Here is a 14218-nt window from a genome sequence, read left to right on the forward strand (position 1 = left end):
CTTCATATACTTATTTATGAAAAAATACCTTAAAAGTAAGAGCCATCATCGTTAAGAATCCAGGGTTTCTAAGTGCTGTGTTTGTCATCATTATTACCTCCTGTTTGTTCATCTCTTTAACTTGAGTTCATCATACCAAGCATTAAAAGAGCTGTAAGCAAACTTGTCAGATAATGTCCCAGGAAATCTATATTTAGAATACTTCTTTTAGAAAGGCTGTTTTCGCATGCTTTTGTTGTTCTTTTTGGCTTAGGTGTCCTCCATATGTTCGTTCCATTGCGCTCCAGTCACTCGCTTTCCGCGGGGAGGTGCCGAGCCTCCTCGGCTGTGCCTGCGGGGTCTCGCCCCTACCTCTGCATCCCGCAGGAGTCGAGTGACTTCCGCTCCATTTCACTACGAGGAAATACTATTTTATAGCAACAACCTTTAGGAAATTTGTACTTAGAACCCTTATAAATCAGGCTCCCTCTGCAAAAGAACCCTCTCCCTTATTACGACTTCGCACTGTCAGTACACCAGACATAATGAGCCCCAGAACTGAGAAGACAAGCAGCAGCACATATAAAAGACTCGAACCCGCTAACAAACTTACACTCGCAGAAGCCATCATGCCTCCCATATACCTAAATGTTGAATAGATACCAGATGCAGCTCCTGACTTTTCCTTAGGTACCGACTCTAGATTCGCAGCTTGCATCGATGCAACGCCCATCCCAGCTGACGCGCCTCCTAAAATAAGCACGATCGTCATATAAAGAGAAGAGGCCTGTTCTCCGAATCCAAAATACAACAACACACTCATACAAAGCAGAAAAAAGGAGAGTGCAATGATCTTTTCCTTCCCATAACGATTGGCTAGTTTCCCACCAAACAAAGAAGAAAGTGACATAGCTAGCGAAAAGGCAAACAATAACAAACCAACTGATCCAATCGGATAATCATACATTACTAATATAATCGGAATGAACAAAACCGTACTATACATGACAAAGTTATTGATAAAGATAGAAACATTAGAGCTTGAAAAACCAATGTTTTTAAATAAGGCAAACTCTATTACCGGCGATTTCGTCCTTCTTTCCTGGAAAATAAATAACGCGATACTACCTAGTAATAGCAGAATCGTCCAAACGCTTACATATTCAGGATTCGTGACAAATAACGTAATTAGTGTGAGCATCACACCTAAGTACAACGAACCAAGAACGTCTAGGGCATGCTTTTTTTCAACATTAACAGAAGGCACTAACGTCCAAGTTAGAATTATGGAAAAAAGCAAAAACGGAACATTCACCCAAAAAATCGCTTGCCAGCCTAACCAACCAATCAATCCCGCACCAACTAATGGACCAATCGCTGCTCCAAGTCCCATTGAAAGACCAAAGATCCCAAAGACATTGCTTAGCTTCTCTTTTGGCATCACATGACGAATAATTGCAGTCGCATTCGGAGTAGCGAGTGCGCCGCCAAGTGCTTGCAACGAACGAAAAATAATCAGCGAAAGGATATTATAAGAGAACGCACAAGCAATCGAAGAAACCAAAAACAAAAGAAAACCAATCATCATGACTTTCTTGTTTCCATACATGTCTCCTAATTTGCCTGCAATTGGCTGTGCAACGGCCATGATGATTAAATAGATCGTTACGACCCACGTAATTTGCGGAATCGATACTTGAAGGTCACCCGCAATTACCGGAAGCCCAACCGCGATCATAGTAGAATTAACAGGAACCAAAAAGGTTCCAGTTAATATCCCTAGCAGTATGAGCTGATAATTAGTTTTGTTCACGGATAATGACTTCTCCTTTTGTTCCATCAACCGTGACAACATCTCCATCTTTTAATGTAGCCGTTGCAATTTTTGTACCGATCACACAAGGCACTTCATATTCCCTTGCAACAGTTGCTGCATGCGATAAAATCCCGCCAACATCTGTCACAATCGCACCAGCCAAATTAAATAAAACCGTCCAAGGAGGGGTCGTTGTTTTACAAACAAGAATGTCGCCCTTTTTCACTTTGTCGAACTCACTTTGGTCACTGACGACTTTAACCGTTCCAGTATGTGTCCCTTGCGAACCCGAGTAACCGGAGAATTTCTTTGTCTCCTCATCTAAATCTGCCATTTTCGTCCCAAATACACGCTCAACGATTGGATCGACAGGACCTTCTGGCGGTGGGCCGAAGAATGGAGGAGGAGTTATCGCTTCGTTTTTACGATGTTCTTCTTTTCTCTCTTCGATTAATGCAGTAGCTGCAGTTGGATTTTGAAGCAGCTCTACTAGATCATCTAAATAAAGAAAGACAACATCTTCCTTCTGTTCAATGATCGAATGACTGGCTAACGTTTGCCCTATATTTAGGATAACCGGTCTTGCTTTTGCCGGAAGCATCGCATCGATATAGAAGTGATGATCCTCATCTAGTCCCCACACATTCAATGCCATCGCGTGAAGAGCTTTGAATGTCTCTTTTAGTTCTCCTTCAGGCATACGAGCAAGTGTTTCTTCTACTTTCTTTTCTCTTTTTTCAATCACTTCTTGAAACTCTGCCTCAAAATCAAAATCTTTCTCTAAATAGTTTTTAATTACTTTCAAGGCATGGTATGGATTTTCAACCCATGTTTCCTCTGCAAATTCGTGGCTCACTGCAGTGCGGTACCCATACTCCTCAAGGAAGGTATCCAACGCTGCAAGGAATGCACGGCCTTCCTCCACATCTTGCAGTGCTGCATGCAGTTGCTCCACATCCATGTCTTCGAACACTTTTGACAGCACACTTGAGCCTTTAACGTGCAGTGACAGCTTCCACAACTCTCGATCTGTCTCTAACGACTTATTCATCACACCTAATAATAGATCGTACACTTCTGTTGTATTTTCTGTTTGCAGCAGTGCACCGTATACCTCTTCAAGTGCAACACCTAGCGACAATCTCGGCATGACAACTTCAAAATGAATGGACCAAATCTTTCTGTACATTTCATAAAGTTCTAATGCAACCTTCTTCGCTTCTTCTAGCGACAGCTCTACCTTTTTATATTCATCTAGTTTGCTATAAAACGGCAAAATTGTTTTTTCAACATACTCATCTAGAATTTCTGTGGCTCTTGGAAACACGTGCTGCATTGCTGCTTTATGTTCATTGACCCTTGCTTCTGGGTCATCGTGCATTGGCACCGTTTGATAGAAATAGCCATTTGCAATCTTTGCATGAAACTGCTTCATCGGCAATTTCAACTTCTCAAATGCTTCCAATGTACCTGCACTTAAAGCTGGAACCATATAGGAAGCAAATAACGGTGTTAATGGCTTTTGAAAATGTGCTCCATCAATTTCCCAAAACACGTATTTTTCTTCCTCTGCTAAAAATAAATCTTTCTTAAAGTCTTGGAAATCTACGCTCTGCAATTCGCTGCTCATGCTAAATGTTCCCCTTTCAACGTCGTAATCGGTCTTGCTTGCAATATATAAATATCTTTCTTGCTTATCGCAAACTCAATATCAACTGGGTGCTTGAAATAGTTTTCTATTTCTACTGTCAAATCGGTTAAAGAGCGTACCTCTTCCCCTTCTAAACAAAAAGCGCTCTGCAATTCAGAAGGTACAGCCACCGTTTCATTTCCATTATCCGTTCGAACCACTTGGATATCTTTATCACCAAGCTCTTTCATCACCTGGTTTGTCTCTTTTCCTACAATATACATATCAGGCGTTACACTTCCATCGACAATCGCTTCACCTAAACCGTAGCTTGCATTAATCAGGACTTCTTTTGCATTCCCTGTAACAGGATTAGCGCTAAAAATCACACCAGATACTTCTGCATCGACCATCCCTTGCACAAAGACTCCCATAAGAAGATCCTCAAGCGCTACGTCATGGTTACTCGCATAATTTTGGACATCGCTTGAAAAATAAGAAGCCCAGCATCGTTTTATGCTGTCAAACAGATTCTGCTTCGTTGTAACATTTAGTATCGTCTCATACTGCCCGGCAAACGACGCTCCCTCTAAATCCTCCATCGCCGAAGAAGAACGAACTGCAACCGCATCATATGTTCCAACAAGCGACTCATAAGCACACGTTATCTCCTTCTCAACTTCTTCGGGAAACACCCCGCATAAAATTGACTCTCGAATCGTTTCTTTCTGTTCAAGATCAATTTGATTTTGCTTCAAATATGTTCCGAAGCTTTCTGATGTCACAACGAAACCATCTGGAATCGATGCAAATGCCTTTTTCATGATTGATAGGTTCATAGCCTTAGAACCTACTTGTTCCTTGCTGTTTACATGGCAATCTACGAGTGATAATACGTACAAAGGACACGGCCTCCTAACAAAATTTACTTAAGCTTCATTATTATGTAATAAAATTTACATTAACAACACAATTTTTACATAATCACCTATAAATTTCAATCGTTTTTAGGGAATTAGTCCTATTACCTATTAAAAGATAGGGAAACTAGGTAATTATAACGTGAAAGGAGAAGCATCTAATCATTTAAACTCTATATGATGGACAATCATCCAAAACAGACACAGTTAAATATATTGGAAAGTAAGATTAAGATAAGGAGGAAAAACCTTGAGATTTTATAGACATGGATCTGTATCTGGCTTACTTCCAATTCGATACGGATACACACCCTCACCTGACACGCTACCATCCCATATACCTTGGCCACATCCAGAACCAATACCATATACCCCACCGCCTCCACCCTACAGACCGCCCGGTTACGATGACCCGGAGTGTTTACGACATTGCATGTGGGCCGGAGGGGATCGGAATAGATGCATAGATTATTGTTATTTTAGTGGAACTTATTATTACTAACTATGCAATAATAATGACGAATAGGTGGTGCCTCTAAGGATAAAAACAGACCTTTTGTGACACCACCTTGAAATTTTACTAGTATTTACCCTTCTCTTCCCTTGCTTAAGTCATCCCCCACGAATCACCCTTGCCCTAACCTTCGCTCCTACTACCGAATCAACTATTCTATTTATAATGTCCTGCTTGCTCTGCTTCTGATTCACAAACACATCCAAAGACTTAGCAAGCTTCATCACATTGGACTTCGTTTGGAGGCTTTTCTCCTTTCCCAAAAAACCTAGTGCTTGTTCGGCATCATCAAACTTCTCAAGCTCCTTCCCTATCTCCGCTATCCTATCTTTTTTCTCAAGTTCGAGGGTATTAGCTCCAATTTGAAAATACTCACTTATTTTTTCGTATAAAATTGCCTTTGTGTCCTTCGTAACCGTTGGGATGTTGTAATAAGTGCAAAAACGTACAATCTCCTTTTTCGTTTTTCTTCTCAATACTTTCTCCACATCTTGTTCCTCTATTATACTTACCTTCCATTTTTCAAATTCGTCATCACTACTACCTTTACGCTGCTCCTCAACATAGCAGATACTCGCTTCATTACTTACTAGCTTTTCATATTGCTCATTCGTCAGTTGTTCAACAAACGTCAGTGCAATCTTCAAGACCTGCTCCATTTCTTCCTTTGACATACGCTCCCTCCCATTACTTGATCGCTGCTAGATTCATCATTTCGCTAACAAGCTCCACGAGTTCTGTCCGAATGTTTTGGTGACTGCTCCCCTGTTTCAAAACAACAGGAATACCAAATTCAGGAGCACCCGCAAACAAAGTTTGACCCTCACGTAGAAAATGAGTGAGACAGTGATATTCCCGTTTTACTTGAGTAATATACTCTTGTTGCACAGCAATCGGCTTCTGTCCGTAATAAGAGACCATCGTAAAAACAATCCCTAACATCTTTGGATCTATGTCTCGCCACTCCGAATGATCAATCTCGCTCGTGTACAAATTGTACTTTTTCGTTAGCTCGGCAACATGCTTGGATAGAGTATCAATCCCGAGCGTCGATAAATAATCAGCCTTTGCTGGTACGATGTAAAAGTCACTCGCTACCATCGCGTTTTGTGTCACAAGATTAAAATTAGGCGGGCAATCGATAATCACTGCATCATATTCACCTTTGTTTTCATCTAATTTCGTCTTAAGCCGCGACATCACCCGCAAATAATTGCTTCTAATCGTTCGATCCGTATTCCCACCAAGCCTACTCGAAAGCTCCATATCGACATTAATTAACTCTAAATGCGAACAAATTAAATCCAATCTCCCCACTGAGTCATAAGCCTGCAGCTGAAGGTTCACCCGACTCGGTGTCACAATCAACTCCGTAAGCGCTGAATCAATATCCTGATCCAAAAACTGATCATACCAATGCTTGATCGTCCGTCCTTTACGGTCATAATTCCTCCACTCATCAAAACTAAGAAAAGATAACGTCAAATTCGTCTGCGGATCCAAATCAATTAATAAAACTTTCTTCCCACGAAAGGCCAACTCCGCTGCCAAGTTCGCTGAAAGCGTTGTCTTCCCCACTCCACCTTTGTAGTTCATGACTGAAATGACCGTCACTCCATCCCCTCCGTTCTGTAGATGTATATGTTAGGAGGCTCGAGATTTTTCCTGTTGTTATGAGCTAGAGGAACGGCCATAGCAAAAAGCCTCCTATTACTTTTTTGTAATAGGAGGCTTTTGAAAAAATTCAGTTTTTGATACCAGGCACCTAGTTTTTAGTAACCAAATAAGCTCTATACTCAATCTCACCAGCTTGCTCAACATAAACAGCTAAAACATAATCTCCATTTGGCAACTGAGTGCCATTCATATCTCCATCCCATGTAAATTCATGAACTGGTGCCGGTACATTCGAAAATTCACCAATTGTACCTAAAAATCCTCCAATCGTATTGCCAGGCCCTAAAAGGTACATATCATACGCAAGCACCTCAGCTCCACCAGGTAAGTAAGAACCTACATAATAGTTAGTCTCATCTTCTTTTCCGAATAAAGCCCCCGTCACACGCGGATAATCAGGCTCACCAACAAATAAAATTGTTGGGACATCAATTATTACTGATCCATCACTAACTTTAATTGTCCCTTCATAATACCCAGGTTCCAACTTCGCAGTATTAACCTGTACATTAAACTGAACTTGCTGCGTTTTCCCCCCATGTACATTTAAGTTATTACTTGTATTCACTCTAATACCGTCTGGATTACCCGTAAACTCAACATCAAAGCTATAACGTTTTCTTTCTCCTGAGAGGTTTTTAATCGTGAAGCTTTGCTCTTCTACTTGTCTGCCAGTATCCTTCACAAACTTACCAAACGAGTGGCTTCCTGAAGTAACAAGTGTTTCCGCCTTAATCGCATCTAGTACTCGAATGCTGCCAGCACCTTGCGTATTGTGCGGATACACTTTTTCTGTCGCAGGGTTAATCATATCTTCCGCCGTATTCATTAAGGCTGCCTTAACATCCTCTACTCCCCAACTAGGGTTTGCCTCTAAGACTAACGCTGCAGCACCTGCTACATGCGGTGCTGCCATACTCGTCCCTTGAAGTGCAGCATATCCATATGGATTTTCAGGATTATGCGTCGGAATTGTACTTGTAATATTCACACCTGGAGCAGATACATCTGGCTTCACCATCCAAGTACCTGTAACTGGTCCACGAGATGAGAAGTCTGCAACTGTCTCACCAACTTCGTAAGCAAATTCAATGTCAAATGAAACCGTGTTGTTACCAGCCTCTAGTTCAGCAAGAAGGTTTTGTCCATCTTCAAGAGTCGTCTTGATCGTTGGAACTGCCATTCCTGGAACATCTGGATGCTCACCGGCAACGTTGTTATAAATAATCGCACCAACCGCACCCGCGTTTTTAGCGTTTGTTGCTTTATCAACAAATGCAAATTCCCCACGAGCGATTAAAGCAATTTTTCCTTCAAGATCTTTACCCTCAAAATTTGAAACAGCACCCAATCCAACATCTACAAACTCATACTCTCCTTCATTCAACGCAAGCAACTCATCCTCATTCGGAAAGCCCATTACTTTTGCAGAAGGATACTCCACACCCTCTGATGTTGTAATTTCCGAAGTAAACACATTGTAAGGCAAACGAGTCGCACCTACAGAGATCGCTTCACGAGACGTACCTGGTGAACCAACTGTCCAGTTATTCGGTCCACTATTTCCATTAGAAGTTACAGCAACGACTCCCTCTGCCATCGCCCAGTCTAATGCAATACTCGTAGCCCAATCAGGAGAATTAATCGTATTACCTAACGATAAGTTCATAATATCGGCACCGTCTTGTACCGCTCGCTCAATACCAGCAACCACATTTTCAGTAGAGCCGCTACCGCCAGGACCGAGTACACGATACGCGAGTAACGTAGCATCAGGAGCTACCCCTTTAATCGCACCATCTGCTGCTACGGTACCAGCTACGTGAGTACCATGATTTGTTGATCCGCCACGCGGGTCGCCAGGAGGCGTCTCTTGTGGATCCTCATTGTTATCTACAAAGTCATAACCTTTGTAATCACCAAAGGCATGCGCTAAGTCCGGATGAGTATAATCCGTACCAGTATCAATAACGGCTACTGTAATTCCTTCACCAGTAAAACCTGCATCCCATGCTAAATCAGACCCAATAAAAGGCGCACTATCCATCATATTTGGATTAAACACCTCAGGATCAACCTCAACAGCATCCACCGTATACTCTACGTTTGGATAGACTGCTTTTACTCCAGGAATCGTTAAAAGTTCCGTCACTCGATTACCTGGAAGTTCAACAGAAAATCCAGAGAACACATGGTCATACTCTCGGTTTACTTTTGCGTTGTTTACTTTGTCTTTAACCGCGTCAACAACCTTGCCTCTTTCAGAAGCTAATTTTGCTTTGGACTGGCTTTTTCCTTTATGTTTTGCTTCCACAATACTTTCTTCTTCCAATTCAACAATGACTGTCGTTGGAGCTGGAGATGCTAAGTCAATATCACCAAAAAGTTCGCCTGTCTGAAGTTCAGTTAGCTTCCGCTCTGAGTTCGCGAACGCTCCCATACTAAAAGTAGATAATAATAATACAATTGCTAGAAAACTAATCATTAATTTTGAACTTTTCCTAAACACCAATAAAACACCCTCTCATCTTCAGTTTTAGCCGTTCAAGTCTTCTATACTACCGATTCACCTCCTAAGTTTAGAAGAGTTGGAATATTTTTTAAATATATTACTATACTCTAAATACCATCTTTTTTTAATATCTCCTCCTAGACTATCGAACGATTAACAAGCTTAAATTTTTAGGAAAAATGCCATATTTACCGATAAATTTCTTCGTATTTCGAAGTATTCGACGAAAAATCCCGGTACTATATTCTTATTCAAATATAAAACCCGAAAACATAACTGTAGTTCCTTTTTCCTAATACACTTTGATCGTTCTGTCCAAACTGGAAACTTTTAATAGCGGAATGAGGATCCGCTTACTGTTTTTGATGGTCCTCATTCCGCTATTTCCTTTAAAACCCTTTTTTTACGTAAAGGTTCGGCTCCTCGTTCCGTTATTCCACTGTTTCACCCTACATTTCCAGTGATTTTATGACTATTAAAGGAACCAGGATCCACCTTACCCTCTTTAAAAGCGGTTTTCTCTCGATTAGCGGAATGAGGATCCGCCACATACACTGCTTTAGCAACTGACATGAAAAAAGTAAAAAGACGAAAATCTGTGTGATTTCCGTCTTCATTTGCAATGTTATTTGGAGTTTTTTCGTAAGCAACTCTTCACAATTTCCAATATCAAATCTAATTTGCAAGCCTCAGCGTCTTTCCTTCAGCCATTTTCTCTGCTTTACGCTTAACTTCCCCTTTATCGGCACCATCATTCACTGTAATCTCAATCACATTGTCACTCATACGCGCTTCTTTCACGCCATCAATATCTTGGATGCGCGAAAGCAAACTTTGAATCGTTAGACCATTTCGTTGAGCTTGTTGTTGTCCACCATCTTGGTTCTGACCTCTCGTTATACCACCTTGACGCTCTCGGTCCGTGCCCCTAGCTTGACCTTGAGCAGTTCCCATTTGCCCTTGTCTATCTCCATCTAATCCAAAAAATCCGCCAGCTCGACCTTGACCAAAGTCTGTCCCAAATCCTCTTGGACGATCCTGACCTACTTGAACTTCACCAGGCTGACGACCTTGGCCTCTAAAAAAACCACCATCATGGTCGACTTGACCTCCCAAATCATTGCGAACCCCTACTCCTGGACCTCTTCTATCGACTCCAAACGCACTATGGCGATCTGCAGCACCTATACCTTGTTGTTGCATATCAGTTGCTTGATTATCCACTCCACAGCCTGCAAGACCACTGACCAAAATCGCTGCTGCAGCGACTGACATCGTAATTTTTTTCATATTGAATCCCCCCTTTTTATAAAATGCCTTCAAAAGGGGGCAATTACACTGTTAGTTCTTGGGTTTTCACCTTTATGTTCGAATAATTCAAGACTTATGAGGTAAGCTATCGATAGAACAACAATTGATCAATACATAGTTATTATCTCACTACAAATAATTACTATAACGTCCAAAGTCCAAAAAAGCTTCTCACTCTCCCAGTTTCAGTAACCAATCACGGAGCTTTGCTTTTGGATAGTACACTTTATCATTAATAATAATGTGAGGAATGCTTGGGTGTTCTTCAATCAGCTTTTTGGCATCATCCTTCGAAATCCCAATAAAATGGTGAACGTCACCTTGTTTCAACAGTTCGTGATTATCACCCTCATCTAGCGTTTCTAATAATTTTCGCTTCTGGATTGTTAAAATTTTTTAAGCCTTCTCCAATAAAATATCCTGCCGCTGCTATCCCAATCGCTAAAAAAATAAATTCCATTTCTTCCCCTCCACACTATTTCGTTTTCTCTATAGAACTACTACATAGAATAGATTATCTTAATAACGATTTCCACTATTTGGATTTAACACAAAAAGGGGTGTCACAAAAGGTCTGATTTGACCTTGTGACACCCCCATTCGACAATCTTCAGCGGAAATGAAGCACTTGCCCTACTCCACTAATACCTTATAACTCAGAATCTCCACCTTTGCATTACCGACCAATGCAAAGACAGTTACTTGGCTGTTTTCTAAAGCACGTTCATCTGAATCTACTTCTCTTCCTTCATTATATGTCTCTTCTTCCACCTCAATCTGAATGGAAATTGTGACGTCTTGGCCATTATTTTTCGCTACTTTTTCTAACTCAAAGTCAGCCAATGGCAGCGTGTACGTTCCTTTTTCCGTATCAATCGTAAGCCTCGCATCAGCATGTGCTTGTTTAAGCTGTTCGATCTCACTTGATAACAATTGAACTTCAATTACTTTATCAGAAACGTCACCATCAACTTCTACAGTCAAACGGTCAACGCGATCATTAAATGCTACAGCATCAACAAATGCACCTTCAGTTATCTTCGCGTTCACTTTGTTGTTACCATTTTCATCCTTTGTTCGTTCAACTTTGACTTTATCCGTAGCTACTTCTATATCTTGCCCCTTCGCTTTCCCTTTTACGTTGCGTTTTTGTTCCACTTCAGAACCAACTGAAGCATAAATGCTGTTAGCCAGCAAACGATAGCTATGTTCTGTATGCGCTCTAAAGGCTAGCGAGTTTGCAAATAACGTAAACGTTGTATTCTCAAGATCCTTCGTAAAGGCAAGAGTTTGTCCTTTTGCCTCTTCATGTCCCGGCCACCAGCCTGACACATAGAAATCATCACTTTCACTGAACGTTACTAAAACGTCAGCACCTTCAGGCACAGATTCAATCCAAGATCCTGTTGTGACATATAGAAGTTCCTCTTCCTGATAGCCGGAAGTGAGTAAATGGTCGTTCACGTTCGCTTTGACAAGTCCTTCATGAATCCCACTTGTTGAGCCGACTGAAAAACCAGGAAACAATCCGCTATTTCTCACCGCATTCAACGCAGGACGCCCAATCCCAATAAACGTTTTCCCATCAACCTGCTCTTCATTAAAGCTGGCGCCATCACTAACAATCACATCAGCCTCTGCTTGATCTACTAAGTTGAACCCTAACTGATCCAACGTAAATCGCAGCTGGGCAGACCCCGTTACAGCTACTTCAGGTTTTGTTAGTTTATTAGTTTTGATATTTTGACCATTTCCAAGAGGCAACATCTCGAAATAGTATGTGTTTTCATATGCTCGAAGGTCTTTCGTTGCCACAATGAAATCACCTTTATTCACGCGAGCGTCTGACTCCAATGCAACTTCCACCGCTTTACCGTCCTTAAGAAGGTCATTTACCAGTTTAATCGTATCGTTGTTCGTATTTTTCAAAACCTGCTTTGGCGTATTTCCAGACACACTACTAGTAGGGATTGTTACGCTTTCTACTTCGATGACATCACTTGAAAACGCACCTGCTTCACGGATTTCATGAATATCAAATCCTCTTAACGCTGGGAAGTTTACGACGATTGGATCATACATCGCTCCCCAATCAGAGACGTTATCACCGGAATAAAGCACTGCATTGGCTAACCCGCGTTTCGCTTGATTCATCGGGACGACATACGTTCCTTTCGGGTACATTGTTCCATCTACTTGAAGGTTTTTCGTTGTTTGCTCGACTTTCACCCCATTACGAAGCAGATAGTCGACCATTTTATGTGCTTCCAAATTGTTCTTTTGTTCTTTTTCATCAGTTGGAATGACATAATAGTCAGGGAAGAAATTGTCATGCTCTCCTCTAACACGTCCAATTGATTCTCCCGCGGCATTAACAAAATGCTCGTCTACTGCACGGTTGTCTTCTCCGTCCACTCCACGTTTGAAAATCTCAAGCTGCTTCGCATACAATTCATCTTTATTCTCTGTTACATACGAAGTGGCACCTAACCCCGTACCTACCATTGCATACAAGGAATCCTGACTTAATTCAGGAACTTCAATTGTATGACCTAGGGAACCATGTAACATCGCATAGATCGCTGTGTAAGCTGGTGTCATATCATCCCAGCCACTCTCCCAATCTAGTTTTGGAATAAAATAAGAGCTTAGTTGAGAGTGACCAACTCCTGCTTGTCCCATCGCATGGGCTTGGTCTAGCATGCTATTAACAAGCAAATCATACTCAAAATTCGGATTATGCGGAGGCGTAGCCGGCTCAATCAAGAAGCCATTTACATAGCCATGCATATCTAAAAACGAAAGAGGTGTCCATTTCGAAATAAGCTCATTTACTTGCTGTGTTTCTACCTGTGTTTGATAAGCGTTGTCACGATTTAAGTCAAAGCCATTCGCATTAGCTCTAGTATTTGCAACTCTTCCATCTGGATTATTTGTAAACATGTATAGGAAAATGACATCATCAAGAACGTCATCGACAGTTAATGTTACCGGCTGTTCATCCATCGTAAATGTGACCTCATCTTCAAGCGCAAACTTTTTAAATAACTCAACCTGAGCATCGACACCTTCTACCTCATCAGGATGAATATTGTTAAACCAAACCGGAACTTGGTAATCGCCCATTGTTCCATTATGTAGTTTTTCTAATAAATAATCAGGGTTTTCTAGTGCTGTTGGTAATGTCTCATTCAAGTACTTATCAACAGCTTCTTGATCTCTTGCTAAAATGACAAAATGAATGTCGCGCCCCTCAACAGACGTACCAACATTTTGGTACTCCAAATAGCGGTCATTCTTAGCAGCGGCCTCTTCAAACACTTGATCAATAGCTGGCTTTAATTCATCGTAAAAAAGAAACTCGTCATACACATTCAACTTTACTTCCGTTGCAGCTTTTGCGCCACTTTCAGAATCAATTAAAGCTAATTCATAGTCTCCAATGAATTGTTGATACTGAACACGAATCGTTCGATTTGATAGATTCGTTCTATCAAAAAGCAAACCAAATTCCAATGTTGCTTTGACAACTGTTGTATCATCAACAAAGTGAGGTTCCTCAATTACTGTAATAAAAGGCTCCCCATCAAAGTCGGTACCGCCACTCCACTTTTTCCACTCGGAAAGACTCTTCCCACCAAATGTCCATTCTAACTTACTTACATCTACATCCTCACCAAAATCAGCTTGAACCTCAACTGTACGAGCTTCCGTAAGCGAGAATAACGATCTACTAACCTCTAATTCAATTGCTTCGCTAGCTTCCACACTGCTACTTCCCATTACCGGAAGCGAAGTTGGCGCCACAACTGATAGCAACATGATCAGCGCTGCCAAAACTGTAATGAACTTTCTCATA

At 41.3% G+C, this 14218-nt stretch carries 9 protein-coding genes; all 9 read right to left on the reverse strand.

Annotated features, from left to right (window positions below; all coding sequences use genetic code 11):
* Nucleotides 1-457 precede the first annotated feature (457 nt).
* The gene (locus MF646_RS06785) at nucleotides 458-1792 is read right to left on the reverse strand and encodes an MFS transporter (RefSeq protein WP_250095737.1); all 1335 of its coding nucleotides are present in this window, start codon (nucleotides 1790-1792) and stop codon (nucleotides 458-460) included.
* A complete protein-coding gene (locus MF646_RS06790) occupies nucleotides 1779-3425 on the reverse strand; it encodes a PEP-utilizing enzyme (protein WP_250095738.1) in 1647 nt (548 codons plus the stop codon). Before MF646_RS06790 ends, MF646_RS06785 begins: the two co-directional genes overlap by 14 nt.
* Nucleotides 3422-4327, reverse strand: a complete 906-nt coding sequence (locus tag MF646_RS06795; RefSeq protein ID WP_250095739.1) for a PEP/pyruvate-binding domain-containing protein — start codon at nucleotides 4325-4327, stop codon at nucleotides 3422-3424. The genes MF646_RS06790 and MF646_RS06795 overlap by 4 nt, the downstream gene beginning before the upstream one ends.
* 630 nt (nucleotides 4328-4957) lie before the next feature.
* Complete coding sequence (locus tag MF646_RS06800; RefSeq protein WP_250095740.1) at nucleotides 4958-5533, reverse strand: hypothetical protein; 576 nt, start codon at nucleotides 5531-5533, stop codon at nucleotides 4958-4960.
* Between the two features lie 13 nt (nucleotides 5534-5546).
* Nucleotides 5547-6473 (reverse strand): ParA family protein, encoded by a 927-nt coding sequence (locus tag MF646_RS06805; protein ID WP_250095741.1) that lies wholly within the window; start codon nucleotides 6471-6473, stop codon nucleotides 5547-5549.
* 151 nt (nucleotides 6474-6624) lie between these two features.
* On the reverse strand, nucleotides 6625-9045 hold the full coding sequence (locus MF646_RS06810; protein ID WP_338035474.1) for a S8 family peptidase: 2421 nt from the start codon (nucleotides 9043-9045) through the stop codon (nucleotides 6625-6627).
* Nucleotides 9046-9723: 678 nt separating this feature from the next.
* Nucleotides 9724-10338, reverse strand: coding sequence for a hypothetical protein (locus MF646_RS06820; protein WP_250095742.1), 615 nt, complete (start codon nucleotides 10336-10338; stop codon nucleotides 9724-9726).
* 192 nt (nucleotides 10339-10530) lie between these two features.
* Nucleotides 10531-10689 carry a hypothetical protein gene (locus MF646_RS23380; RefSeq protein ID WP_338035475.1) on the reverse strand — a complete coding sequence of 53 codons (159 nt, stop codon included), beginning with the start codon at nucleotides 10687-10689 and terminating at the stop codon, nucleotides 10531-10533.
* A 303-nt stretch (nucleotides 10690-10992) separates the two neighbouring features.
* Nucleotides 10993-14217: a M14 family metallopeptidase gene (locus tag MF646_RS06830; RefSeq protein ID WP_250095743.1), complete on the reverse strand. Its 3225-nt coding sequence runs from the start codon at nucleotides 14215-14217 to the stop codon at nucleotides 10993-10995.
* Nucleotide 14218: the final 1 nt, after the last annotated feature.

It is taken from the genome of Halalkalibacter alkaliphilus (assembly GCF_023555415.1).
GTDB lineage: Bacteria > Bacillota > Bacilli > Bacillales > Bacillaceae_D > Halalkalibacter > Halalkalibacter alkaliphilus.